Genomic DNA, 24,818 nt, shown 5'->3' on the forward strand with positions numbered 1-24,818 from the left:
CGAACCGGCCGCCCACGGGCGCGAGGCGCCGTGCGCGACCCGGTGTCGTCACGGGGTGCCGTACGGCGGCGGCGCGCTCAGGAGTCCGGCGACCGCAGCACCCGCAGATGACCGCGGCGGGCCACCTCCATCGGGCGGCCGTCGCGGCCGCCCTGGGCGCCGTCGCCGCCCGCCGCCCGCTCCTGGGGCCGGGCGGCCTCGCGTACGGCGTTGGCGAGGGCTTCGAGGTCGTCACCGCTGGGCTGGGTCGGACCGGCGTCGATGGCGAGGCGGACCACTTCCCAGCCGCGGGGCGCGGTCAGCCGCTCGGAGTGCTCGGCGCACAGGTCGTAGCAGTGCGGCTCGGCGTAGGTGGCGAGCGGTCCGAGCACGGCGGTCGAATCCGCATAGACGTACGTCAGCGTTGCGACGGCGGGGCGGCCGCACGCAGTGCGCGAACAGCGACGTACAGGGCTCACGACGTTGGACGGTACCGCACTCTTGAGCGGGCCGCGACGACTCTCCCCCGGCTCACCCAACCGTGTCGTCCCGCTTCGTCCGATGCGTCTGACCTGCGCCCGCCCGAGCGGGACCGGTCCGGGCAGCCCGGGACGGACGGCACGCCACACGGAAACCCGTCAGGAGTCGACGCAATTCGTGTCATTCCGCGGGCGATCCGCGATCTGATGGAGGGATGCAAACGAACGGAACGCGTATCGGACCGGTCACTCGGCGACATCGGACGTCTTGTGGCGCTTGGCGGTGCCACCTGCCCCGCGACGGTTACGCTCGATGCTGATGGACAGCCCCGTACCGCCCCGACCACCGGAGCCGCGGCTCCGCCGCCGCGACCGGCACGGCCGTGGCATGCGCGGCCCGATCGCGCCTCCCCAGGTGCCGCTGTCGGTCAGCCGCGCCGACGCCTTCGTGGATCTCGTCTACGACTCCCGGGACCGGCTGGAGCGGCGCTGGCCGCAGCTCACGGAGATCGACTTCCTGGTCCTGGAGGCGCCCGGCTTCGGCCCGGACGACGCCTTTCCGGATGCGGAGATGGACGGCCAGACCGTACCGCTGGGCCGGGTCCTGCCGGCCGGCGGCGAACATCGCGACCGGATCGTGATCTACCGCAGGCCGGTGGAGATCCGCACCAAGAGCCGCGACGAGCGCGCGCTGCTGGTCCACGAGGTGGTCGTGGAACAGGTCGCCGAACTGCTGGGGCTGGCCCCGGAGTCGGTGGATCCGCGCTATGGCCAGGACTAGCCCGGTACGGCGGGGTGGGCCGGGGCGGAGCCGTTGGTGGTTTCGGCCGGTGGCCGGGGAGTGATCCCGGCCCTGGCTAGCCCGGTACGGCGGGGTGGGCCAGGGCGGGAGCCGACGGTGGTTTCGGTCGGTCGGTGGGCCCGGCGCCTCGGTTGCGGCCGTGGCGCCGGGCCCACCGGCCCCCCATCAGGTCAGTCGTTCAGCAGCGACAGGTCCTGGCCGGCCGTGGGGACGACGACCGAGCCGCGGTCGTCCGGCAGGGTCTGGACGGTGAAGGCGGGGATGCCGCCCATCGACTGCTCAAGGGTGCGGGACGCGTAGACGGGGCCGCTGCCCGGCTGGGGCTCCACCGTCAACGCGTAGGAGCCCTTGAGGCCCTGCGGGCGGGGCGGGTCGACGGCGAGGGTGGTGCCGCCCTTGACCGTGTAGGTCCGGCTGACGGGGGTGCCGCCCCCGCTGCCCGCCGAGGCGGTGACCGTGACCTTGGCGTCCTTGCCCTTCTCGGGGGCGACGAGCGACAGGGTGGTGCCCGTGGCCCGGTTGTCGGCGACGGTGGCGCGCTTGTCCACCGGGCGGGTCGCCGGGATGAACGCCATCTCCTGGTGGCTGCCCTTGCCCCGGGTCACCCGCAGCGCCGCCGCGACCGGGGCCCGGGAGCCGCCGTCGGCGGGCGTCAGGACCAGGGAGCCGGGCTCGCCCTGGGTGAGGGCCTTGAGGTCGACGGCGGTGGTCATCCCGCTCTTGACGTGCAGCGTGTCCAGTCCGGCGGGGGTGATCGCGCCGGTCGGGGTGGCCAGCTGCACCTTGAAGTCGGCGTCCGCCGCTCCGGGGGCGACTGCTACCAGGCGCACGGAGGTGGCGTCCTTGGGGATGCCGGGCAGCACCAGCGTGTCGGCCGGGTCGGCGGCGGGCGGCAGCCAGTCGCTGCCCATGGTGGCGTCGGTGGCCTGGACGGCGGCGCCGACCCGGCCCTGGCGGGCGACGACGTGCAGCGCGGCGTTGGCGGTCGGGCTGTCCGTCAGGGTGGACAGCAGCCGGGTCACCGTGGTGTGCGCCGGGACGGTGATGCCCTCGGCCGTCGCCCCGCTCAGCGCCCCGTCCTTGCCGAGCATTTCGAGGTCGACCTCGGCGTCGTCCGGGCCGGGGTTGGTCAGATGGACGTAGTCCTGGCGGTCCTTGTCCGTGCTCACGCCGGGGAACCAGAACTGGGTGTCCGGGGCGGTGCAGCTCAGCCCGAGCATCCCGCGGCCGCTTCCGGCGGCGATCGTGGTGGTCTGCTGGACGGTCCACCCAGGGGCGAAGGTGCCGTCCGCATCGCCCACCAGGGCCGGTGCATCGGAGGCATCGGTGGTGGCCGTGGCGGGTGTGCCGGCCGCGCTCAGCGGCGCCACGGGCTGGGTGTCGCGGGGCGGGACGGTCCGGGTGCCGGAGTCCGTCCCGGAGGCCGCACCACCCTTGTTCTTGCCCTTGCCGCCCTTCTTGGACGTACCGGACGAGCCTCCGGCGTCGGGCTCCTGCACCGTCCCGGCCGGCACCAGCTTCGCCGTGCCCTTCTTGACCTGCGCACCGGCCGTCGCGCCCTTGGGGGCGAAGGAGGTGTACGTCGTGTCGCTGACGTCCGACGACGACGGGGCCGGGCACAGCAGCGACGACCGCTGGACGGGCAGCCTGGCGCCGCCCTGGGCGGCCGTGGTGGCCGCGCCGTCGGGGGCGGCGACCACGGCGGCACCGGTGACGGCGGCGAGCCCCGCCGCCGCGCCGATCAGGGACATCATCGTGCGCTTCACTGCTGGTCGCTCCCGTCACGGCGCGGCTCGGGGAAGGAGCCGGGATACGTCGTGCCGTCGTCGTAGGGCTGCTGGGTCTGCGGGGGCTGCTGGGCGTAGCCGTACGGGTCGTAGGCGCCGGCCTGGTAGGGATCCGCCGGGTATGCGCCGGGGTCCTGGTACTGCCCGCCGTAGGGGTCGGCCTGCCCGGCCTGGTAGTCGCCCTGCCCGGCCTGGTAGGGGTCCGCGGGCGCGTAGGGCTGCCCGTCCGGCTGGACGGGGGCGGCCTGCCACTGCTCGTAGGTCTGCTGCTGGGGCACCGCGGCGTACGGGTCGGCGGTCCCTGCGGCTTCCTGCGGTGCGGCGTACGGGTCGGCGGTTCCTGCGGCCTCCTGCGGTGCGGCGTACGGGTCGGCGGTTCCTGCGGCCTCCTGCGGCACCGCGTACGGGTCGCCGGTCTGCGCGGCCTCCTGCGGCGCGGCGGGCGGCTCGTCGTCCCCGGTGCGGGCCTCCGGGACCCCGTCCTCCGGCCCCGCGGGCCGTCCGGCGGCCTCCGCGGCGGCCCGCAGCCGGCGGGCCCGGCGGCCGTCGCCGGTGGCCGCCTGGGCGGCGGCCAGCGCGGCCGCCTCCTCGGGCAGGTCGTCGTCGATCTCCCGGCGGCGGCCCGGCAGCGCCATCACCACCAGGACGACGGCGAGCAGGCCCTGCGCCCACAGCCAGACGGTGTGGCCGAGGGGGTTCTCGTAGGTCAGGTCGAGCCGTCCGCCGCCCGCGGGGAGGTGGAAGCCCTGTGCCCAGCCGTCGACGGTCACGGGCGTGAGCGCGGTGCCGTTGAGGCTCGCCTTCCAGCCGGGGTCGGCGGCGTCCGCGAGGCGCAGCACCCGCCCGGCGGGGCCGGCGGGGACCTTGTCGGTGTGTGCCTCGACGGGGCCGGACGGTACGGGGACGGGGACGGCGGCCTGGCCCGCGGTGGTGCCGTCGGTGGCGCCGCCCGCCACGATGGACAGCCGCGAGACCCGGCGGTCGACGCGCCACAGGGCGCTGCCGTCCTCCTGGCTGAGGCGGGTCAGGCCCGGGGTGGCGTCCAGGACCCGGCCCATCTGGCGGGGCGCGCCGCTGCGGACCAGGACGTAGCGGACCGCGTAGCCGCCGAGCTGGCTGGTCTGGTCGGCGCCGGAGCCGGCCACCAGGTTGGCGACGATGCCGCCCAGGCGCGTGTCCTCGCCGGCGGTGGCGGCCAGGTCGGCGTCGCCGAGCTGCGCGCCGGAGCCGCGGACCAGGGCGTAGTCGACATGGCCCGTGCTGCCGTCGAGGACGAGGGTGCGGGCCCGGTCGTCGGTGCCGGACTCCTCGGCGACGAACGCGGGGACCTGCGAGGGGTTGCGCCGCTCCAGGGGGCCGTCCGCGCCGGTGATCATCCAGCTGACGGCGGCGTAGAGCGGGGCGAGGACGGACGCCACCGCGATCAGGACGGCGACCGGCTGCTTCCAGCCGAAGCCCATGGCGGCCATCCGGGTGCGGATGCCCTCGGCGCCGATCGCCGCGGCGCACAGCAGGGCCAGGCCGTAGACGAGCATCGCCGGGCCGGTCCAGCCCGAGGCGTTGCCCAGTGCGGCGCACAGCAGCGCGGCGAGCGCGACCACCCAGGCGGTACGGATCGCCGACTGCCGCTCGGCGCGCAGCGTCGCCGCGAGGGCGGCCAGCACGATGCCGATGAGCAGCAGTCCGCCGCCGGCCTTGGGGCCGCCGGGGCTCATGCCGATCAGGTCGAGGGCGGAGGCGGAGCCGGCGCCGTAGCCGAGCCCGACCTCCTGGAAGAAGCGCGCGGGGTCGGCGAACAGCGACAGCGACCAGGGGGCGAGCACCCCCACCGGGACGACGGCCAGGGCCAGGAAGCGCAGCACGTAACCGGGCAGGGTCTCCCGGCTGCCGTCGATCGCACGCCGTACCAGCAGCCCGATGCCGAGCAGCACCGCGACCGGCCAGACGAGCGGGGTGAAGGCCATCGTGAAGGTGACCAGCAGGGTGAACGCCCAAGTGGCGCGCCAGCTGGGCCGGGTGCCGGGGCTCAGGCGCAGTCCGCTCGCGGCGACGGCGGCGCGGGCCATCAGGGGCAGCAGGATCGCCAGCACGGCGGTGCCCAGGCGGCCGCCCGCGAGCGCGCCGGTGGCCGCGGGCAGGAAGGCGTACGCGATGGAGGCCCAGGCGCGCAGCAGCCGGGAGGTGACCAGCGGGCGGGAGGCGAAGTAGGCGGTCAGTCCGGCCAGCGGGACGGAGCAGACCAGGAAGAGGGTGATGGTGAAGCCGGTGCTGCCCAGGAAGAGCGTGGAGACCAGGGCGAGGACGGCCAGGTAGGGCGGTGCGGAGGCGGCGGCGCCGGTGCCGACCGCATGCCAGTTGTCGAGATACGCCGACCACAGATCGGACACGCTGCCGGGCGCGGGCAACATCGCGCCGCCGGTGAGCGCGCCGGAGCCGAGCAGCCCGCGGCAGGCGATCAGCGAGACCGCCAGCAGGACGAGGAAGAGCACCGGACCGGGCTTGCGGGCGATCCGCTTGAGCCGGGCGAACTGCTCGACCTCCAGGAAGTCGGCGTCGTCGCCGCCGGGTCCGGACTCCACCGCGCCGTGCCGGCCGGCCGAGGCCACATCGGGTGCCGCGCGGCCGGCGAGGTTGCCCGCGATCTGTTCGACGGTGGCCCGTACGGTCGCGCCGGGCGGCGGGAAGAGCGACCGCAGTTCCTTGGCGTCCACCTGGGGGCGGCCTCTGCGTTTGCGCGCGGCGAGGATCTTGCCGGGGCGCAGCAGGGTGCCGAAGAGTCCGGCGAGTTCGTCCAGCGCCTGGCCGGGGACCTTGCCGACGAGGTAGGCCAGCACCCGCAGGAAGGTGCCCAGGAGCAGCCGCAGCAGGACGTACGGGAGCAGCGCGCCGCGGGTGTTGGTGAGCAGGGTGTAGACGGCGCCGGCCTTGTCGACGCGGTGCGGGTTGGCGACCGAGCGGCCGACGCAGTCGATGGGGCGGCGCTCGCGGGCGGCGGCCTCGGCGTGCCGCAGGATCGCGTCCGGGGCGATGAGCACCTGGTGGCCGGCGGCCTGGGCGCGCCAGCACAGGTCGACGTCGTCGCGCATCAGCGGCAGCCGCCGGTCGAAGCCGCCGAGCTGCTCGTAGACGTCGCGGCGGATGAGCATGCCGGCGGTGGAGACGGACAGCACCGGGCGGACCTGGTCGTGCTGGCCCTGGTCCTGTTCGCGGCGGTCCAGGCCGGTCCAACGGCGGCCGCTGCGCGCGATGCTGACGCCCGTTTCGAGCAGCTGGCGGCGGTCGTACCAGCTGCGCAGCTTGGGGCCGACGATGGCGGTGGAGGGGCTGGCGTCGGCGACCCGCAGCAGTTCGGTGAGCGCGTCGGGCTCGGGGGCGCAGTCGTCGTGCAGCAGCCACAGCCACTGGACCGGCTCGCCGTGCGGCAGCTCCGGCATGTCGTAGGCCTCGTCGTGCCAGGTGCGGCTGACGGGGTCCCAGCCGCTGGGGCGGCGCAGATAGGCCAGATCGTCCTGGCTGAGCACGGGAGCCGTGCGGACGGCCTCGTCGACCGCGGTGCCGAAGCCGGAGCGGCGGGCGAGGTGCAGGACACGTTCGTCCCCGATGGCCTCGGCGAGCAGCCGGGCGGAGTCGTCCGCGCTGCCGGTGTCGGCGCCGATGACGTTCTGCACCGGGCGCTCCTGGCCGACCAGCCCGGCAAGAGCGTCGGGCAGCCAGCGGGCACCGTCGTGGGAGACGATCACGGCGGTGACGACGTGCCGCGGGAACTGAGGGGTGTCAGCTGGGTATGTGGCGGCCTGGGCCGCCGACTGGCTGTGCACGGACATCGAGGTACGGGCCCTCCGGACCCGGGAGTCCGGGGCCCGGGCGAAGTCGCTCAAGGCCCCCGCCCCCGGAAGACACTGCGACGGACTACGAGGCGACGCGCGGGCCCCGAAGGGCGGCGGCGCATCTCGGACGGTGCCCCACACTAATGGTTCGCGCCGTCGCCCCGACCGGGTCCGTGCACGGCAGTACACAGCAGTCCGCCTCCGGCCGTCAGGGCGCCGGAGGCGGGATGGTCGCTATCGGGGGATATGGGGAGTTGGCGCGGTACGGCGGCGGGCCGTGCAAGGCCGCGCGCCGCGGGCATCGGGGGCTGCCGTGACATCGTCAGACGGCGGCCTTCTTGAGCCGGCGCCTCTCGCGCTCGGACAGTCCGCCCCAGATTCCGAAGCGTTCGTCGTTGGCAAGCGCGTATTCAAGGCACTCGGAGCGGACCTCACACGCGAGGCAGACCTTTTTGGCCTCGCGGGTGGAGCCCCCCTTTTCCGGGAAGAAGGATTCGGGGTCGGTCTGGGCGCACAGTGCGCGCTCCTGCCAGCCGAGCTCCTCGTCCGCCTCCTCGACCAGCAATTCCTGGAACAGCTCGGTCATGTGCGCCCCTCGTCTGTCTTTACGTCCCCGTGATCCAGCCGTGATCGTTTTTGGCTGAACGACACGAGTGAAATTACAAGTGTGCTGATCCGGGCCAGTCAAGCCGAGATCTGCTATTGGGCCTCTTATTCACTCTGTGGAACCAAGCGTATGCGGAAAGTGTTCAAATCACCAAAAACCAGGACACTTCCCCGGGTGCATCGCCCCGGTTCTTCCTTCTCGCCACGTGAGACGCCAACCGACGGCGTTCGCGTTGCACCCCGCGCGCCGAAGCGGGGAAGATCACAGACGGATCACAAGACCGCAACGGCGTTTGGAGGCGCGGTTGGTGGGCGACATCTCCGGCCCGGGGGCTGCACAAACCTTTCTCCTGATCGCGTAACCGGATGAGGTGAACCATCCGCGCCAAACCCGACATCCGGTTGACATCGCGGCGGGAACCCGGTCTCCTTGTCCGCATGCCAGTGACTTCCGCGCCCCGCCCGGCCCGCACCCTCGGGTCGTTCCGCGCTGCGCAGGACCTGTGTCGCTGTCGCTGTTCTTGCTGTTGTAGCCACTGAGCTCCGGCCCCTCCCGCCCGCACCACCCCGCGGCGGCCCCGCCCTCCCCGCGTCCGCGCCGTGCCCCCTACCGGGACAGCCCGCGCCGTGCCGCACACTCCCTCGGCCACCGCCGGGAGCACCTCCGTTCGCGCGACACCCCGTTCTTCCGCCAAGGACCCACCACCCCATGAACAGCGACGTCCAGATCGCCGGCGACCCGCTCGCCATCCCCCACCTGCTGCCGCCCGTCCCCGCCCACCCGGCCACCGTCGCCGGCTTCGTGGGCCTGGCCCGCACCATCGCCGCCGACCGCGACAGCTGGGCCCCCCTCGTCCGCTACGACGCCACCACCCGCTGGTACCACCGGCTGCGCACCGGCCCCGGATACGAGGTCTGGCTGCTGAGCTGGGTGCCGGGCCAGGGCAGCGGACGGCACGACCACGGGCGCTCGTCGGGTGTGCTGACGGTCCTGGCGGGCGAGTTGACCGAGCACCGGCCCGAGGGGCCGCGCACGCTCTCCCCCGGCGCCCAGCGGGTCTTCGCACCGGGTTACGTCCACGAGGTCGTCAACGACGCGCTCACGCCCGCCGTCAGCCTGCACATCTACTTCCCCGGGCTGACCGAGATGCCCATGCACAGTGCCCAGTGCGCGCCGTCGGCCCATGAGGCCCGGGAGACCCTCGCCCCCTGACCCGTAAGCCCTGACAGGCCCTCCCGTCTCCCGACCACCACCCCTCACCGACAGCCTTCGGCTGACAGGCCCTCCCGTCGCCCGACCACCACCCCTCACCGACAGCCTTCGGCTGACAGACTGTCGGGCATGCGCATTGTGGTTCTGGCCGGCGGTATCGGCGGCGCCCGCTTTCTGCGGGGAGTGAAGGCAGCGGTTCCGGACGCGGAGATCACCGTCATCGGGAACACCGGCGACGACATCCATCTGTTCGGGCTCAAGGTGTGTCCCGACCTCGACACCGTGATGTACACGCTCGGCGGCGGGATCGACGAGGACAAGGGCTGGGGCCGGGCCGGCGAGACCTTCCGGGTGAAGGACGAGCTGGCCGCCTACGGCGTGGGGCCCGAGTGGTTCGGGCTCGGTGACCGGGACTTCGCCACGCATATCGTCCGTACCCAGATGCTCGGCGCCGGATATCCGCTGAGCGCGGTGACCGAGGCGCTGTGCGACCGGTGGCGGCCGGGCGTGCGGCTGATCCCGATGACCGACGACCGGGTCGAGACCCATGTCGCCATCGAGGAGGACGGCGAACAGCGCGCGGTGCACTTCCAGGAGTACTGGGTGCGGCTGCGCGCCTCGGTGCCCGCGCACGCCGTGGTGCCGGTCGGCGCCGACCAGGCCAAGCCCGCGCCCGGTGTCCTGGAGGCCATCGCGGACGCCGATGTGGTGCTCTTCCCGCCGTCCAACCCGGTGGTGAGCATCGGCACCATCCTGGCCGTGCCGGGCATCCGGGAGGCCATCGCGGACGCCGGGGTGCCGGTGGTCGGCCTCTCCCCGATCGTCGGGGACGCGCCCGTACGCGGGATGGCCGACAAGGTGCTGGCGGCGGTGGGCGTCGAGTCGACGGCCGCCGCGGTGGCGCAGCACTACGGCTCGGGGCTGCTGGACGGCTGGCTGGTGGACACCGTCGACGCGGGCGCGGTGGCCGGGGTCGAGGCGGCCGGGATCCGCTGCCGGGCGGTGCCGCTGATGATGACGGACGCGGACGCCACGGCCGCGATGGCGCGCGAGGCGCTGGCGCTGGCCGAGGAGGTACGGGCGTGAGCACGCCGGGCTACCGGGTGTGGGCGGTGCCGGGGATCCCCGAGGTGCGGCCCGGCGATGACCTCGTCAAGCTGATCGCGGCGGCGGTCGCCGGCTCGGAGGTGCCCCAACTGGCCGACGGCGACGTCCTGTTGGTGACCTCGAAGATCGTCAGCAAGGCGGAGGGCCGGGTGTTGGAGGCCGCCGACCGCGAGGCGGCGATCGACCAGGAGACCGTACGGGTGGTGGCGCGCCGCGGCACGCTGCGGATCGTGCAGAACCGGCAGGGGCTGGTGATGGCCGCGGCCGGTGTCGACGCCTCCAACACCCCCTCGGGCACGGTGCTGTTGCTGCCCGAGGACCCGGACGCATCGGCGCGCGCCCTGCGTGCGGGCATCCGGACCGAACTGGGCGTCGACGTCGGCGTCGTGATCAGCGACACCTTCGGGCGGCCCTGGCGCAGCGGCCTCACCGACGTCGCCATCGGGGCGGCCGGCATCCGCGTCCTGGACGATCTGCGCGGGGGCACGGACGCCTACGGCAATCCGCTCAGCGCGACCGTGGTGGCCACCGCCGACGAACTGGCCGCCGCCGGCGACCTGGTGAAGGGCAAGGCCGCCGCGCTGCCGGTCGCCGTGGTGCGCGGGCTCCCGCATGTCGTCGAGGAGGCCGGAGACGGCGACGGGGCGCGGGCGCTGGTCCGCGACGCCGGGAGCGACATGTTCCGGCTGGGGACGTCGGAGGCCGTTCGGGAGGCGGTGACGCTGCGCCGTACGGTGCGGGACTTCACCGACGCCCCGGTGGACGGCGGCGCGGTGCGCCGGGCGGTGGCCGCCGCGCTGACGGCGCCCGCGCCGCACCACACGGCCCCCTGGCGGTTCGTCCTGCTGGAGTCCGAAGAGGCGCGCACGCGGCTGCTGGACGCGATGCGGCACGCCTGGATCGCCGATCTGCGCGGCGACGGGTTCTCGGAGGAGTCCGTCGCCAAACGGGTACGGCGGGGCGACGTGCTGCGCCGGGCGCCGTATCTGGCGGTGCCCTGCATGGTCATGGACGGCTCGCACAGCTATCCCGATGCGCGGCGCGGCGCGGCGGAACGGGAGATGTTCGTGGTCGCGCACGGCGCGGGGATCCAGAACTTCCTGATCGCGCTGGCGGGCGAGCGGCTGGGGTCCGCCTGGATCTCGTCGACGATGTTCTGCCGGGACGTCGTACGGGAGGTGCTGGGGCTGCCGCAGGAGTGGGAACCGATGGGGGCCGTTGCCATCGGGGAGCCCGCCGAGGCTCCCCGGGAGCGGCCGGCGCGGCCCGTGGACGACTTCGTCGTGGTGCGCTGAGGGCGCTCGGAACGAGGGCGCTCAGAGACGGGCGATGTCCCCTACCGGGAAGCGCGGCGCGCGCCGCGGCGGCACCACCCCGGACAGCAGGATCAGCCGGGCGGCCCGGTGGCGCTGGCCCTCGTACGGCGCGAGGAGTTCGAGCATCTGCTCATCGGTGGTGCCGCGGCGGCCGGTGAGGGCATAGCCGATGATCTTCGGCAGGTGGAGGTCGCCGACGGTGACGGCGTCGGGGGCGCCGAGGGTGCGCTGGAGGGTCTCGGCGGCGGTCCACGGGCCGATGCCGGGCAGGGCCGTCAGGCGGCGGGTGGCGGCGGCGAGGTCCATTCCCGCGGCCTCCTCCATCCGGCGGGCGACGCGGACGGCGCGCAGGATCGCCGAGGACCGCTTGGCGTCCACGCCCGCCCGGTGCCACTCCCAGGAGGGGATCAGCGCCCAGGCCCGCGCATCCGGCATCACCCGCATCCGCTCCCACGGGCCGGGCGCGGGCTCGCCGTGGCGCTGGAGCAGCAACCGCCAGGCGCGGTATGCCTCGTCGCTGGTGACCTTCTGTTCCAGGACCGAGGGGATCAGCGACTCCAGGACGAGCCCCGTGCGGGCGAGCCGGACGCCGGGGTGGCGGCGGCGCGCCTCGTGGACGAGGCGGTGCCGGGCGGTGAACCGGTCCGGTTCGTCGGACGCCCCCAGCAGCTCGGGCAGCCGCTCCAGCAGCCAGTCCGCGCCGGGACCCCACGCCTGGGCCTCGACCGCGCCGGCGGCCGGGCGGGCCTCAAGGCGCAGGGTGCCGGGGCCTTCGGGCGTACGGCAGGCGCGCCACACCTCGCCGCCGCGCACCGCGAAGGCGGGGTCGCCGGGGCCGCGCTGGAGCACGCACAGGGTGCGGTGCAGGTCGTACGGGCCGGGCGGCACCCAGCTGCGGGCGGGCATGCGGCCAGATTAGGCGATGGGGGTGACAACGGGCCGGGCCCGCCGGCCGGGGCCGGGCCCTACTGGTCGGGGCCGGGCCCTACTGGTCGGGGCCGGGCCCTACTGGTCGGAGGAGAAGCGCACCGAGCCCGCCGGGATCCGGGCGCCGCACCAGATGCGGATGCCGTCGCGCAGCTCGTTGTCGGCGCCGACCTCGGCCCCGTCGCCGATGACCGCGCCGTCCAGGACCGCGCGGGCCCCGATGCGCGCCCCGGCGCCGATCAGCGACTCCCGGATCCGGGCGCCCGGTTCGATCACCGCGCCCTCCAGGACGGCGCTGCCGTCGATGCGGGCGCCCTCGCCGACGACGGCGCCCGCCCCGATGACCGTGCCGCCGGTGAGCTTGGCGTCCGGGGCGACGTCGGCGTTCTCCAGGACGAGACGCTCGCCGCGGCGGCCGGGGACGGCCGGGGAGGGGGCGCGGCCCAGGACGAGGTCGGCGGAGCCGCGGACGAATGCCTGGGGGGTGCCCAGGTCGAGCCAGTAGGTGGAGTCGACCATGCCCTGGAGGTGGGCGCCGTCGGCGAGCAGTCCGGGGAAGGTCTCACGTTCGACGGAGACGGGCCGCCCGGCCGGGATGGTGTCGATCACCGACCGGTTGAAGACATAGGCGCCCGCGTTGATCTGGTCGGTGACGATCTCCTCGGGGGTCTGCGGCTTCTCCAGGAAGGCGGTGACCTTGCCGGTGTCGTCGGTGGGGACCAGGCCGAAGGCGCGGGGGTCCTCGACCCGGGTCAGGTGCAGGGAGACGTCCGCCCCGGAGGTGCGGTGGGTGTCCACCAGGGCCTGGATGTCGAGTCCGGTCAGGATGTCGCCGTTGAAGATCAGCACCGGGTCGCCGGGGGCGGAGTGCAGATGCCCGGCGACGTTGCGGATGGCGCCGCCCGTGCCCAGCGGCTCCTTCTCGGTGACGTACTCCAGGTGCAGGCCGAGCGCCGAACCGTCGCCGAAGTACGGCTCGAAGACCTCGGCGAGATAGGAGGTGGCCATGACGATGTGCGTCACCCCCGCGGCGCGGGCCCGCGCCAGCTGGTGGGTGAGAAAGGGCACACCGGCCGCCGGGACCATCGGCTTGGGCGTGTGCACCGTCAACGGGCGCAGCCTGGTGCCCTTGCCGCCGACCAGGAGGATCGCTTCAGTCACCTTGTCGTCTCTGCTTCCTGCTGGGGTCGGCGCACGGCCGACCAGTGTAGGCAGACGGGCTTTCGCCCCCGCTCCACGGACACCGGCGCGCGCCGGGACACCGGCGGTGCCCGGCGCGCGTCGTGATCGGTAGGACGGCGCGCACGCGAGGGTGGTTCATCTCCGGCACAACCGGACGGTACCGGACGCTAGCCGTCACCGGAGGCGGCAGGTCAGCGCCCCTGGAGGCGGGCGGCGTCCGTACGGGCGGTGTCGAGTGCGTCGTAGAGGCGGTCGCCGGGGCAGGCGGAGCGGAAGCCGTCGCGGTGGCCGGAGATGACGTGGAGTTGGGCGACCTCGCCCTTCTTGAAGAGGTTGCTGCCGGCGGAGGTCAGGTCCACGGTGCCGCGCGGATCGGCGCCGGACAGGCCCAGCTTCCACGCCGTCAGAGCCGAAAGGGCCTCCATGGCGCCCTTGGAGGGGTCGGTGTCGGTGAAGTTCCCCAGCAGGGCGATGCCGGTGGTGTCGTCGTTGAAGCCGAGGGTGTGCGCGCCCATCACGGATTTGTCCACGCCGCCCGCGCGGCCTTCGTAGATGACGCCGCATTTGTCGATGAGGAAGTTGTAGCCGATGTCTTTCCAGCCACTGCTTTTGACGTGAAAGCGGTAGATGGCGCGGATCGCCGCGGGGGCCTCGGCGCAGGTGTAGTCGTTGCCGGTCGCGGTGTGGTGGACGAAGGCGGCCTTGACCGGGCCGGTGAAGCCGGGGGTCGGTTCGCGCAGGGTCTCGTCGGCGCCCCAGCCGGCCCGGGTCACGATCCGCGGGCGGGGGCCGATGTAGGTCTTGTCGGGGTTGCTCCGGGCCCCGGCGGCCTGGGCCGCCGCCTGCGCCTCGGCCTGTGCCTCGGCGCGCCCCAGCGGCCGCAGTTCGGTGCCGGGCCCGGTGGGCCGTGCGCTGCCCGGGTCGACCAGCTCCAGCCGCAGCCCGCCGGGGAAGGGGGCCGGTGCGCGGTTCCGGCCGTCCGGGGCGATGCGCAGCTGGACGGCGTTCGAGGCGCCGGTCCACAGGGGGGCGGTGCTGCCGCGTACTCCGCTCTTGCGGCGTTCGGCCGACGCGGGGTCGGGCAGGTCGTCGTTGTCGGTCTGTACGTCCTGCCAGCCGGACCAGTCGTGCGAGCCGGTGGCGCGGGTACGGACCTGGACGTGGCCGCCCAGTTGGACGTTGGGGTCGTCCCAGACGACGCCGAGGAGCGAGAACGGGCGGACCTCGCGCACCGGCATGACCCGGGTTCCGGGGACGGGCGCGGAGTCGGGTTCGCCGGCGCGCGGGGCCGCCGTGCCGAGGTCGTCCAGCGGTACGGACTGGGTGCTGCCCGCCGCGTCGTCGGCCGTGGCGGGGGCGGCACCGACCGGGGGCTGCGAGGGCAGGGCGAGCGCGGCCACGGTCAGGGCGCCGAGGGAAGCGGTGAGAAGGGAAAGGCGCATGGATGTATATGTGGCACGGCGAAGCGCCCTGCGCCATCGCGGATCTGACGGGGCATCGACCGAACGGCGGCGGCGGTCTGCGCCGAACCGGTGGCCGTATCCGCCCCGTCCGGACCACCGCACCCCGTCGCCGCGCGTAATCTGGCCGCGATGAACGCCACCGATCGCACCCCCGCCGACCTGCTGCGTTCCGCGCTCGCCGCGGACCCGGCCCGCCCCCTGGTGACCTTCTACGACGATGCCACCGGCGAGCGGGTGGAACTGTCCGTCGCCACCTTCGCCAATTGGGTGGCCAAGACGGCCAACTACCTCCAGGGCGATCTGGCCGCCGCGCCCGGCGACCGGCTCGCGCTGCTGCTGCCCGCGCACTGGCAGACCGCCGTATGGCTGCTGGCCTGTTCGTCGGTCGGCGTGGTCGCGGAGGTGGACGGCGATCCGGCCGCGGCCGACCTGGTCGTCAGCGGCCCGGACCGGCTGGCGGAGGCGCGCGCCTGCTCCGGGGAGCGGGTGGCGCTGGCGCTGCGCCCGCTGGGCGGCCGCTTCCCGCAGCCGCCGGCGGACTTTGCGGACTACGCCGTCGAGGTGCCCGGCCAGGGCGACCGCTTCGCGCCGTTCGTGCCGGTGGATCCGGGTGCACCGGCGCTGACCGTCGGCGGCGAGGAGCTGACCGGCACGGGGATCGGCGAGCGGGCGCTGGCAGATGCCGCGGCCGAGGAGATGCCCCAGGAGCCGCGGGTGCTGTCGGGGCTGTCGTACGACACCTGGCGGGGCCTGTCCTACGGGCTCTACGCACCGCTGGCGACCGGCGGCTCGGTGGTGCTCTGCCGCCATCTGGACCGGCTGGGCGCGGAGGGCACGCTGGCCCGGGAGGCCACCGAGAGGATCACGTTCAAGGCGCCGTCGGCGCTGTCCTAGACGGCGTCACCCGCCCGGCGGAGCGGGCGCCCCGCGCGGCGGGCCGGTTCACGGGATGTGCGCCAGGATTTCACGTACGGACAACCCTGCGCGGGACCGGTCCGTCCCACCCTCGGCCGGGCACCGCGTACGGGCACGACGCCGACTCCGTGAGGGATGGACGCACGTGACCGAGAGCCCCCAGACACCGTCCGGCCGCCCGGGCCCCGCCGCGGGCTCGCGCCGGACGGGCCGGGGGGCGGGCCGGTTTCCCGGCTGGGGCCCGCGGCCGCTGCGCTCGGGCGCCCCGGGCGACGGCCCGGGCCCGCCGCGCACCCCGCCCTCGCCGCTGCACTGGATGCGCCGGGCCGCGCTGGGCACGGCCGCCGCGGTGCTGGTGACGGCCGTCACCGGCTGGGGTCTGTACACCAAGCTCGACGGCAATATCCGCTTCGACAGCGACACCCAGAACGAGCTGGAGAAGTACGAGGCCGAACGGCCCGATCCGGGCCCGCCCAACGCCGAGAACATCCTGCTGATCGGCTCCGACAACCGCGGCGACGGCAACGAGAAGTACGGCGCCGACAGCGGCACCCAGCGCTCGGACACCACGATCCTGCTGCATCTGGCGGCGGACCGGAAGTCGGCCACCGCGGTCAGCATCCCGCGCGATCTGATGGTGCAGGTGCCGCGCTGCAAGCGGTCCGACGGCAGGGAGATCGCCGAGCAGACCGTGCAGTTCAACTGGACGTTCCAGTTCGCCGGGGCCGCCTGCACGATCCGTACGGTCGAGAAGATGACCGGAATCCGGATCACCCACCACATGATCGTCGATTTCGTCGGGTTCAAGAAGATGGTGGACGCGGTGGACGGCGTCGAGATCTGTGTGCGCCGGCCCATCCACGACGACAAGGCGCATCTGGTGCTGCCCGCCGGCCGCCAGACCCTCCACGGCGAGGAGGCCCTCGGTTTTGTACGGGCCCGTAAAAGCCTGGGTAACGGCAGCGACACACAGCGCATGCAACGCCAGCAGGACTTTCTTGGCGCGCTGGTGAAGAAAGTGCAAAGCAACGGTGTGCTGCTCAATCCGACGCGGTTGTATCCGGTGCTGGATGCCGCGACGAGTTCCCTGACGACCGATGCGGATCTTGCCTCGCTCACCGGACTGTACGAATTGGTGCGCAGCATGCGCAGCATTCCGACCGCTCATGTGCAGTTCCTGACCGTGCCGCGCCAGGAGTACCGCTACGACCCCAATCGCGACGAGCTGGTGCAGCCCGACGCCGGGCGTCTCTTCGCTGAGCTGCGCAGAGACCACCGGGTGACGGTGGCACCCGCGAAGGACTCCGCCCAGAGCGCAGCCGCCTTCGACGCGAAACCCCGCGACCCCTCGCCGCCTCCCGGCCGGGCCCCGGCCTTTCCCGGGACCACCGCGGAACACGGGACCTGCGAATAAAGATGCCGCAAAAACCCGCAGTTCCGTGAAGGGATTGGGCGGATTGCCCAGGTGTAGGGAAGTGGAATTTGTCACCGGCGTCGCCGGGCACTGAACTGGGCGGATAGTGTGAGCGATCCGGCCCGCTCCAGCAGCGGGCCGATGACCATGCACATCCCTGTTCATCCCTAGTTCATCCCTATTGCACGATCGACCGACCGAGCGCCTTGAGGGGGAGGCGCCGCGCCACCGACGGAGGATTCAAGGCACCGTGGACGCGCAAGGCCGTGGGCGGGCGGGCGACGACAACGTCGATCCCGCCGACCAGTGGGTGTTCGACCCCGACACCGGCAATTACGAGCTGCGGCTCGACCCTCCGGGTCCTACCGCGGACCGTTCCTCCGCCCGTAAGGCCGCCGGTCCCAGACGCACCCGGCGCCATCCGGCGGAGCGGGGCGGTGACACCGACACCCGTCCGCTGCCCAGCCAGCGCAATCGGCGCGGCGAGGCCCGCGATGACGAGGACGGGCGCCGCGCCGGGGGCCGGGCCGAGCGCCGCGCCGCGGCCCGAGGTGCCTCGGCCGCGAACGCCGCGGGTGCGACCGGCCGCCGCCGGCCCAAGCCGAAGAAGTCCGGCAAGAAGAAGGCGCTGTACTGGACTTCCGGTGTGCTGGGTTTCGTCCTGGTGGCCGCCGCCACCACGGCGTACGTCATCTACCAGCAGCTCGACGGCAACATCAGGAAGGTCGACGTCGGCGTCAACAACGACGCGGTCACCGACGGGCCGGTCAATCTCCTGGTCATCGGGACGGACGCCCGCGAGGGCAAGGGCAATTCGGGCTACGGCGACGCCGGCAGCGTCGGGCATGCGGACACCACGATCCTGATGCACATCTCCGCGGACCGGACGAACGCGACCGCGCTGAGCATCCCGCGCGACCTGATCACCGACATCCCCAACTGCCCGACGAAGCAGAAGGACGGCACGACCAAGGTCATTCCCGGCCAGCAGCAGACGCGCTTCAACACCAGCCTGGGCCAGGAGGGGCGCGACCCGGGCTGCACCTGGCGGACCGTCGAGAAGCTCACCGGACTGAAGATCAATCACTTCATGATGGCCGACTTCAACGCCGTCAAGGAGCTGTCCACCGCGGTCGACGGCGTCGAGGTGTGCGCCGGCAAGGACATCAACGACTCCGGGTCGCATCTGCATCTGAAGGCCGGCCGGCACGTCGTCATGGGCGAGCAGGCCCTCGCCTTCGTCCGTACCCGGCACGCCGTCGGCACCGGCAGCGATCTGAGCCGTATCAAGCTCCAGCAGCAGTTCATCGGCTCGCTGGTCCGCAAGCTGAAGTCCAGCGCGTTCAGCAGTCCGGGCAAGCTGCTGGACGTCGCCCAGGCGGCGACCAAGGCGCTGACCGTCGACACCGGTATCGGCAGTGCGAGCAAGCTGATGGACTTCGGCAACGACATGAAGAAGGTGAATCTCAACAAGATCACCTTCGCGACGGTGCCGGTGCTGGACAACCCGCACGACGCGGCCACCGTGATACTCGACAAGGCCAAGGCCGAACCGCTGTTCCGGATGATCCAGGCCGACCAGTCCCTCTCCAAGGGGGGCAACAAGGCGGCCAAGAAGGCGCCGGTCAAGAAGGCCCCGCCGGAGCTCGTACGGGTCGATGTCTCCAACGGCGGCGGGCCGATCGGCTCGGCGCAGGAGACCGTGGACTGGCTCCAGAACAGCAAGGGCGCCCGGCTGTCCACCAACACCGGCAACGCCACGCAGAAGCTGGCCAAAACCACCCTGGAGTACGCGCCCAACCAGGCCGACCAGGCCGCCACGCTCGCGGACTGGATGGGTCTGCCCAAGAGCGCCCTGAAGCAGTCGTCGCAGGCCGCGGGCGACCGCGTGCCGATGAAGCTGGTCCTCGGCAAGGACTTCCAGGGGGCGGGTCAACCCATCACGGCGCCGACCGAAACCCCGGACGGTGTTCAGCACGTCAATGCAGGTGACAAGAACATCTGCGCGAAGTGACCTGAGCGGGATCCGGCCGCCGGTGACGGCGCCGAGCGCACCACCAACTGAAACGGGGAGAGGGCCCAATGCGGCAGAGCAGTGTGCGTGGTGAGCGATCACCGGGGCAGGCGGGAGCCCAGAGGCTGGGCTTCGACGACAGCCTGAAGGAGGGCGCACCACCGCCGGACGCACCCGGCTGGACGCCGGACGACGACGGCGGCATCGCGCCCGCACCCGACGAGAGCGGCGGCGGCAACGGGGGCCGCCGCCGCAAGGGGAAAGCCGCCAAGGGCGGCAAGGCCCGCAAGGCGCTGCGCTGGACGGCGCTCGGCCTCGGCTTCGTCCTGGTCGCCGGGGCGGGCGCCGGTTACTGGTACTACGAGCACCTCAACGCGAACCTGCGGACGGCTCCCCGGTCCGCCGGTGGGAGCGGCCTGAAGAAGCCGGAGCCCAACGCGTTCGGGCAGACCCCGCTGAACATCCTGCTCATCGGCTCCGACGGCCGTAACAGCAAGAAGGACATCGAGCTGGGCGGCGCCCGCCAGGACGCGGACCGCAAACCGCTGGCCGATGTGGAGATGCTGCTGCACGTCTCGGCCGACCGCAGCAACATGTCGGTGATATCGATCCCCCGGGACACCCGGGTGACCATCCCTCAGTGCACCGACCCCAAGACGCACGAGGTCTACCGGCAGACCACCGCCGCCATCAACCAGTCGCTCCAGCACGGCGGCCCCGGCTGCACCCTCGCCACCTGGCAGGAGCTGACCGGCGTCTACATCGACCACTTCATGATGGTCGACTTCTCCGGCGTGGTGGACATGGCGGACGCCATCGGCGGCGTCCCGGTCTGCGTCGACGGCAACGTCTACTCGCACGACAGCAAGGGCCACGGCAGCGGCCTGAAGCTCACCAAGGGCACCCATTCCGTCCAGGGCGTCCAGGCCCTCCAGTGGCTGCGCACCCGCTACGGCTTCGAGGACAACAGCGACATCGGCCGGACCAAGGCCCAGCACATGTACATGAATTCGATGGTCCGCCAGCTGAAGGCGAACGCCAAGCTCACCAACCCCGGCGAGCTGCGCGATCTGGCCGAGGCAGCGACCAAGGCGCTGACCGTCGACGACGGCCTGAACACCGTCACGAAGCTCTACGACCTGGGCGGCGATCTCAGCCGGGTGCCGACCAAACGCATCACCATGGTCACCATGCCCTGGGTGTACAGCCCCGGCGGGGAGTACGTCCTGCCCAAGCCCGGCGATGCCGAGCAGACCTTCGCGATGCTGCGCAACGACACCGCGCTGGACGGCAAGGACAAGAAGAAGAAGCCGACGCCGGACCCGAAGCCGTCAACTGCCAAGAGCGCGCTGAAGGTTGTCGTCCAGAACGGCACCAACAGCACCGTGAACGGCCCGGTCTCCGGCCGCGCGAGCGTCGTCCAGGAGCGGCTCGCCCAGCTCGGCTACACCGCCGCCGGCACCGACTCCTCGCTCATCACGCAGGCCGACACCACCCTCGTCTACGGCGACACGGCCCGGCGCGGGGACGCCCTGGCGCTCGCGAAGGCGCTGGACCTGCCCAAGAGCGCGGTCAAGCAGTCGAGTTCGGCCACCGAGCTCCGACTGGTCGTCGGCAACGACTGGCGTACGGGGACGGCGTACCCGAAGCAGCAGGGCGACGACAAGCCCGCCGACAAGGCGCCGGACAGCGCGGATGCGCTCAACGGGAACGACACGAAGGCGTGCATGAAGGTGAATCCGGGCTACACCTTCTGAGACCGTCCCGGCCTTCAGGACTGTCCCAGTGAGCGGGCGTCGAGGTCGCCATGGCAGAGTCATGCCATGGTGACCTCGATACGTGGACGGCACAGGCCCGTCGCCGCGTCCCTTCTCCTTCTGGTCGCGGCCCTGCCCGTGACCGCCTGTGGCACACCGCGCGCCAGGGTGGCCGAGGCGCCGCGTCCGTTCCCGGCGTCCCGCCCCAGCCACGGCCCCACCCACGGCGCCTCCCCGTATGCGGAGCCCGGCGGCGGTGCCCCGCACGAGAACGAGAACAAGGCCGGCCGTCGCCCCGGCGCGATGTCCCCGGCCAGTGCGAAGGACGCGCAGAAGGAAGCCGCGCGCATCGAACCCGTCCTCAAGCGGCTGTGGAAGCAGCACAAATGGGACCCTCGCAGCGTGCGCGCGGCGCTGCTCCGGCTCGGGTACAAGGAGCAGCGGACCGGTCCGAAGGGCGAGCGGCTCGGTGGGACGCTCATCGTGCGGGAGATGGACGCGCGCTTCGTCACCGACCACTACGTCCGGCCCGAGGGCGCCCTGATCGGCCTGCGCGTCCATGAGGACGCCTGCGTCACGGCGTTCGTGCAGAAGACCAACTACCAGGTCACGACCAACGGCCCGTACCCGGAGCACGGCTGCTTCGAGCCGCCCTTCGCCCACTGAGTGACGGGGCGGGCCCAAGTGGCCCGCCCTTCCCGGCGGTCGGGACTATTTCGCCGGTGCCATGACCGCGGGCCGGCGGCTGGCGATGACCTTCTTCGCGAGCGACCGGGGGCTGGTGAGGAATCCGTAGCCCCAGGACATGTGCATGGTGGCCAGCGCGAGGGGGATCTGGGCGCGGGCCTTGAGGGAGAGTCCCTTGCCGGCCGGGACCGAGCCCGCGACGATGGCCGCCAGGTAGCCGCCCGGGATCACCAGGCCCCAGGGCGTGACGGCCACGCCGGCCACCAGGCCGGCCGCGATGGCGCAGACGGCAACCGGCGGCGCGAGGTAGCGCAGGTTGATCGACCCGGAGTGGTAGCGCGCGACGACATGGCGCCACTTGCCGTAGTCCTTGTACTGCTTGGCCAGGGCCCTGACGGTCGGCCGCGGGCGGTACTGCACCTTCAGCTCCGGCGAGAACCAGACCCGGCCGCCCGCCTCGCGGATCCGGAAGTTCAGCTCCCAGTCCTGCGCGCGGATGAACTCCACGTTGTAGCCGCCCTGTTGCTCCAGCGCCTCGCGCCGGAACACCCCGAGGAAGACGGTGTCGGCGGGCCCGGCCTCCCCGCCCGTGTGGAAGGCGGCGTTGCCCACGCCGATCTTGGAGGTCATGGCCGCGGCCACCGCCTCCTCCCAGGCGTTCTCGCCCTCGGCGTGCATGATGCCGCCGACGTTCTGCGCCCCGGTCTCCTCCAGCAGCCGCACCGCGGTGGCGATGTAGCCCGGCGAGAGCATGCCGTGCCCGTCGACGCGGACGACGACGGGATGCCGGGATGCCTGGATCGCGGCGTTCAGCGCGGCGGGGGTGCGTCCCGTCGGGTTGGGCACGGTGCTCACCCGCGGGTCTTCCTTCACCAGCTCGGCGGCGATCTCGTCCGTACGGTCCGTGGACGGGCCGAGGGCGATCACCACCTCCATCTCGCCGGCGTACTCCTGCTCCAGGATGTGCCGGACCGAATCGCGCAGGTGACGTTCCTCATTGAGCACCGGCATGATCACGGAGACGGCCGGGGTCTGCTGCTGCGGCATGGTTCCTCGGGGGTACGGCCCGCGGCGAGCCGCCATGGGCGGCAGCGCCCGCCGGGAGACTGCGGTATCGCGCCTCACGTTACCGCGAACGGGGGACGGCGGCGGACGGCGGACGGGTGGCCGGGCCGCCGGCGACCGGCGTGTGATGCTTTGCATGTGATCGTACGGGTTTACGGTGCTTCGACCGGCCCGACCTCGACTCGCCGCCCGTCCCGCCGCGGAGGTGTCCCCCGTGAACGCCCCGTCCCGCTCCCAGGCCCCCACGCCGCGCCGGACCGCCCGGCCGACGGGGCGCCGGCGCCCGCCTCGTACGCGGTGGGGGCTGCGGATCAGCGCGGCGGCCGCGGGGGTGCTGCTGGCCGCGAGCGGAGTCGGGCACGCCATGGTCGCCGGGGTGGAGACCCGGATCGGGCGGGTGGACCCCTTCAAGGACATGCCGACCGAGGAGCGGCCCGGGGGCGGCAGCGGGCTGAACTTCCTGGTCGTCGGCACGGACGGGCGGGACAAGATCACCAAGGAGGAGAAGCGCGACTACCACCTGGGCGGGGTCCCCTGTCACTGCACCGACACCCTGATGCTGGTGCATCTCTCCGCCGAGCGGGACCGCGCCAGCATCATCAGCCTGCCCCGCGACTCCTACGCCGAGGTCCCCGCCCACACGGACCCGGTCACCGGCCGCCGCCACGCCCGCCACCCCGTCAAGCTGAACGCGGCCTACGCCGAGGGCGGCCCCAATCTGACCGTACGGACCGTCGAGCACATGACGGGGGTGCATATCGACCACTATCTGGAGGTCGACTTCACCAGCTTCATGCACAGCGTGGACGCGGTCGGCGGGGTGGAGGTCTGCACCTCGCGCCCGCTCCGGGACAGTTTCACCGGGCTGGACCTGCCCGCGGGAAAGCACCTCCTGGGGGGCGGCCAGGCGCTCCAGTACGTCCGCTCCCGCCATATCGACGCCTCCGCCGACCTCGGCCGGATGCACCGCCAGCAGCGCTTCCTCGCCTCCCTCATCCACAAGATCACCTCCTCCGGCGTCCTGATGAACCCGATCCGCTTCAAGGACGTCGCCGAGACGATGCTGGAGTCCGTACGGGCCGACTCCGGCTTCGCGGCCAACGACCTGGTGGACCTGGGGCAGGCCATGCGCGGCTTCACCCCGTCGTCCTCGGAGTTCGTCTCCGTACCGCTGACCAAGGAGAATCTGCGGCTGCCGGGCGGCGGCGAGGCGGTGCGCTGGGACCCGGTGGCGTCGCAGCAGCTCTTCCAGGCCATCCGCGACGACCGGCCCCTCGCCCGGCACCCGGGCATGGGCACCCCGGGGCCGCAGGACACCCAGGACGCGCAGGACGCCCAGGACAACCCCAGCGCCAAGGACCCCAAGGCCCCCCAGGACGCCCGGCAGCCCCGTGGAACGGAGGTGGAGGTCCCGCCGTCGCAGATCACGGTCCGGGTCGACAACGGCACCCCGCGTGCGGGCCTGGGCGCCACGGCCGCCAAGGCGCTGCGCGCCACCGGCTTCCGCATCTCCGGGGCGCCCGGCACGACGGCCGGCCACCACCCGGCCGCCCATACGGTCATCGACTACGACCCGCGCTGGGAACGCTCGGCCCGCGCCCTGGCCGCCGCGCTGCCCGGCGCCCGGCTGCACCCGGTCGCCCGGCGTGGCCCGGTGCTCCATGTGACGCTCGGGGCCGATTTCACGGCGGTGACACCGGTCCGGGAGCAGCAGCCGCCGCAGCCCCCGGTCGACGTCGGGGCGATCACCGGCGACCAGGCGGTGTGTCCATGACCGTGCCCGCCCCCCGCCGCGCCCACCCCGGGTTCCGCCCGCCCGGCGGCGGCCCGGCCGCGCACCGCTACGTCCCGCGGGCCGGTGTCACGCTCGCCGGGCTGTGCCTGGTCGCCGCCACCGCCGCCGCGGCCCCGCCCGCCCCGGACACCCCCACCGGCTGCGGCGACCTGGCCAACGGGCGGCTGTGCCTGCGCGGCCCGGTCGGCGCGACCGGCCGCTACACGACGGCCTACCGCCGCCAGGGCCCTGGCCCGGGCCCCGCCGCCACCTCCTCCGACACCTCCGTACGCCTGGGATACCAGCGCAAGAACACGCGGATCACCGCCTTCCCCGGCTGGTTCGGCACCCGCCGGCTGCGCCAGGGTGCGGCCGCCCTCGGCGGGCGGGTGGAGATGCTGCCGGACGAATGCATCCGCGGCGTCATGGAGCACGACGGGACCGTCTTCGTCACCAAGTGGAGCTGCGGCTGATCCGGCCCCGGTCCGCGCCCCGCCCCGCCCG

General features: G+C 73.1%; 19 protein-coding genes. 11 read left to right on the top strand and 8 right to left on the bottom strand.

The window, feature by feature from the left end; genetic code table 11:
• Positions 1-77: 77 nt before the first annotated feature.
• Entirely contained in the window at positions 78-518 is a 441-nt protein-coding gene (locus tag B1H19_RS16720; RefSeq protein WP_083105493.1) for a DUF3499 domain-containing protein, read from the bottom strand.
• Positions 519-777: 259 nt separating this feature from the next.
• Here B1H19_RS16720 and B1H19_RS16725 point away from each other — a divergent pair, with 259 nt between their 5' ends.
• Complete coding sequence (locus B1H19_RS16725) at positions 778-1,239, top strand: metallopeptidase family protein (RefSeq protein WP_203237170.1); 462 nt, start codon at positions 778-780, stop codon at positions 1,237-1,239.
• Between the two features lie 191 nt (positions 1,240-1,430).
• Here the strand turns inward: B1H19_RS16725 and B1H19_RS16730 are convergent, their stop codons facing one another.
• From B1H19_RS16730 to B1H19_RS16740, 3 genes are all read right to left on the bottom strand, one after another.
• The gene (locus tag B1H19_RS16730; protein ID WP_083105494.1) at positions 1,431-3,026 is read right to left on the bottom strand and encodes a DUF5719 family protein; all 1,596 of its coding nucleotides are present in this window, start codon (positions 3,024-3,026) and stop codon (positions 1,431-1,433) included.
• Positions 3,023-6,871 carry a glycosyltransferase family 2 protein gene (locus B1H19_RS16735; RefSeq protein ID WP_083105495.1) on the bottom strand — a complete coding sequence of 1,283 codons (3,849 nt, stop codon included), beginning with the start codon at positions 6,869-6,871 and terminating at the stop codon, positions 3,023-3,025. Before B1H19_RS16735 ends, B1H19_RS16730 begins: the two co-directional genes overlap by 4 nt.
• Positions 6,872-7,196: 325 nt before the next feature.
• Positions 7,197-7,460, bottom strand: a complete 264-nt coding sequence (locus B1H19_RS16740) for a WhiB family transcriptional regulator (RefSeq protein ID WP_003983763.1) — start codon at positions 7,458-7,460, stop codon at positions 7,197-7,199.
• Between the two features lie 729 nt (positions 7,461-8,189).
• Here B1H19_RS16740 and B1H19_RS16750 point away from each other — a divergent pair.
• The 3 genes from B1H19_RS16750 to B1H19_RS16760 all read left to right on the top strand — a co-directional run bounded on the left by B1H19_RS16750 (position 8,190) and on the right by B1H19_RS16760 (position 11,095).
• Positions 8,190-8,693, top strand: a complete 504-nt coding sequence (locus B1H19_RS16750; RefSeq protein WP_083105496.1) for a cysteine dioxygenase — start codon at positions 8,190-8,192, stop codon at positions 8,691-8,693.
• Between the two features lie 129 nt (positions 8,694-8,822).
• Positions 8,823-9,779, top strand: coding sequence for a 2-phospho-L-lactate transferase (gene cofD, locus B1H19_RS16755; protein WP_083105497.1), 957 nt, complete (start codon positions 8,823-8,825; stop codon positions 9,777-9,779).
• The gene (locus tag B1H19_RS16760) at positions 9,776-11,095 is read left to right on the top strand and encodes a coenzyme F420-0:L-glutamate ligase (RefSeq protein WP_107426022.1); all 1,320 of its coding nucleotides are present in this window, start codon (positions 9,776-9,778) and stop codon (positions 11,093-11,095) included. The genes cofD and B1H19_RS16760 overlap by 4 nt, the downstream gene beginning before the upstream one ends.
• Before the next feature lie 21 nt (positions 11,096-11,116).
• On the opposite strand, the gene B1H19_RS16765 is transcribed toward B1H19_RS16760, so the two are convergent.
• The 3 genes from B1H19_RS16765 to B1H19_RS16775 all read right to left on the bottom strand — a co-directional run bounded on the left by B1H19_RS16765 (position 11,117) and on the right by B1H19_RS16775 (position 14,667).
• Positions 11,117-12,022 carry a DNA-3-methyladenine glycosylase family protein gene (locus tag B1H19_RS16765; RefSeq protein ID WP_083105498.1) on the bottom strand — a complete coding sequence of 302 codons (906 nt, stop codon included), beginning with the start codon at positions 12,020-12,022 and terminating at the stop codon, positions 11,117-11,119.
• Between the two features lie 99 nt (positions 12,023-12,121).
• Entirely contained in the window at positions 12,122-13,204 is a 1,083-nt protein-coding gene (gene manB, locus B1H19_RS16770) for a mannose-1-phosphate guanylyltransferase (protein WP_083105499.1), read from the bottom strand.
• Positions 13,205-13,416: 212 nt separating this feature from the next.
• Positions 13,417-14,667, bottom strand: coding sequence for a peptidoglycan recognition protein family protein (locus B1H19_RS16775; RefSeq protein ID WP_107426023.1), 1,251 nt, complete (start codon positions 14,665-14,667; stop codon positions 13,417-13,419).
• A 150-nt stretch (positions 14,668-14,817) separates the two neighbouring features.
• Between B1H19_RS16775 and B1H19_RS16780 the strand changes: the two genes are divergently transcribed.
• The 5 genes from B1H19_RS16780 to B1H19_RS16800 all read left to right on the top strand — a co-directional run bounded on the left by B1H19_RS16780 (position 14,818) and on the right by B1H19_RS16800 (position 21,454).
• Positions 14,818-15,582, top strand: a complete 765-nt coding sequence (locus tag B1H19_RS16780; protein WP_083109696.1) for a TIGR03089 family protein — start codon at positions 14,818-14,820, stop codon at positions 15,580-15,582.
• Positions 15,583-15,748: 166 nt separating this feature from the next.
• The gene (locus B1H19_RS16785; RefSeq protein ID WP_237289352.1) at positions 15,749-17,017 is read left to right on the top strand and encodes an LCP family protein; all 1,269 of its coding nucleotides are present in this window, start codon (positions 15,749-15,751) and stop codon (positions 17,015-17,017) included.
• Positions 17,018-17,267: 250 nt separating this feature from the next.
• A complete protein-coding gene (locus tag B1H19_RS16790; RefSeq protein WP_083105501.1) occupies positions 17,268-19,031 on the top strand; it encodes an LCP family protein in 1,764 nt (587 codons plus the stop codon).
• A gap of 68 nt (positions 19,032-19,099) precedes the next feature.
• Positions 19,100-20,788, top strand: coding sequence for an LCP family protein (locus tag B1H19_RS16795; protein ID WP_083105502.1), 1,689 nt, complete (start codon positions 19,100-19,102; stop codon positions 20,786-20,788).
• Between the two features lie 66 nt (positions 20,789-20,854).
• On the top strand, positions 20,855-21,454 hold the full coding sequence (locus B1H19_RS16800; RefSeq protein WP_083105503.1) for a hypothetical protein: 600 nt from the start codon (positions 20,855-20,857) through the stop codon (positions 21,452-21,454).
• Between the two features lie 45 nt (positions 21,455-21,499).
• On the opposite strand, the gene B1H19_RS16805 is transcribed toward B1H19_RS16800, so the two are convergent.
• Positions 21,500-22,522 (bottom strand): glycosyltransferase family 2 protein, encoded by a 1,023-nt coding sequence (locus B1H19_RS16805; protein WP_083105504.1) that lies wholly within the window; start codon positions 22,520-22,522, stop codon positions 21,500-21,502.
• Positions 22,523-22,754: 232 nt separating this feature from the next.
• Here B1H19_RS16805 and B1H19_RS16810 point away from each other — a divergent pair, with 232 nt between their 5' ends.
• Together B1H19_RS16810 and B1H19_RS16815 are read left to right on the top strand one after the other, a co-directional pair.
• Positions 22,755-24,314 carry an LCP family protein gene (locus B1H19_RS16810; RefSeq protein WP_083105505.1) on the top strand — a complete coding sequence of 520 codons (1,560 nt, stop codon included), beginning with the start codon at positions 22,755-22,757 and terminating at the stop codon, positions 24,312-24,314.
• Positions 24,311-24,787: a hypothetical protein gene (locus B1H19_RS16815; protein ID WP_083105506.1), complete on the top strand. Its 477-nt coding sequence runs from the start codon at positions 24,311-24,313 to the stop codon at positions 24,785-24,787. The genes B1H19_RS16810 and B1H19_RS16815 overlap by 4 nt, the downstream gene beginning before the upstream one ends.
• Positions 24,788-24,818 lie beyond the last annotated feature (31 nt).

It is taken from the genome of Streptomyces gilvosporeus (assembly GCF_002082195.1).
Lineage (GTDB): Bacteria > Actinomycetota > Actinomycetes > Streptomycetales > Streptomycetaceae > Streptomyces > Streptomyces gilvosporeus.

Coding starts and splice junctions, on each gene's coding strand:
- B1H19_RS16765 (WP_083105498.1), bottom strand. CDS start 12,022: ATGCCCGCCCGCAGCTGGGTGCCGCCCGGCCCGTACGACCTGCACCGC.
- B1H19_RS16750 (WP_083105496.1), top strand. CDS start 8,190: ATGAACAGCGACGTCCAGATCGCCGGCGACCCGCTCGCCATCCCCCAC.
- cofD (WP_083105497.1), top strand. CDS start 8,823: ATGCGCATTGTGGTTCTGGCCGGCGGTATCGGCGGCGCCCGCTTTCTG.
- B1H19_RS16805 (WP_083105504.1), bottom strand. CDS start 22,522: ATGCCGCAGCAGCAGACCCCGGCCGTCTCCGTGATCATGCCGGTGCTC.
- B1H19_RS16780 (WP_083109696.1), top strand. CDS start 14,818: ATGAACGCCACCGATCGCACCCCCGCCGACCTGCTGCGTTCCGCGCTC.
- B1H19_RS16795 (WP_083105502.1), top strand. CDS start 19,100: ATGCGGCAGAGCAGTGTGCGTGGTGAGCGATCACCGGGGCAGGCGGGA.
- B1H19_RS16735 (WP_083105495.1), bottom strand. CDS start 6,871: ATGTCCGTGCACAGCCAGTCGGCGGCCCAGGCCGCCACATACCCAGCT.
- B1H19_RS16740 (WP_003983763.1), bottom strand. CDS start 7,460: ATGACCGAGCTGTTCCAGGAATTGCTGGTCGAGGAGGCGGACGAGGAG.
- B1H19_RS16815 (WP_083105506.1), top strand. CDS start 24,311: ATGACCGTGCCCGCCCCCCGCCGCGCCCACCCCGGGTTCCGCCCGCCC.
- B1H19_RS16800 (WP_083105503.1), top strand. CDS start 20,855: ATGGTGACCTCGATACGTGGACGGCACAGGCCCGTCGCCGCGTCCCTT.
- B1H19_RS16775 (WP_107426023.1), bottom strand. CDS start 14,667: ATGCGCCTTTCCCTTCTCACCGCTTCCCTCGGCGCCCTGACCGTGGCC.
- B1H19_RS16725 (WP_203237170.1), top strand. CDS start 778: ATGGACAGCCCCGTACCGCCCCGACCACCGGAGCCGCGGCTCCGCCGC.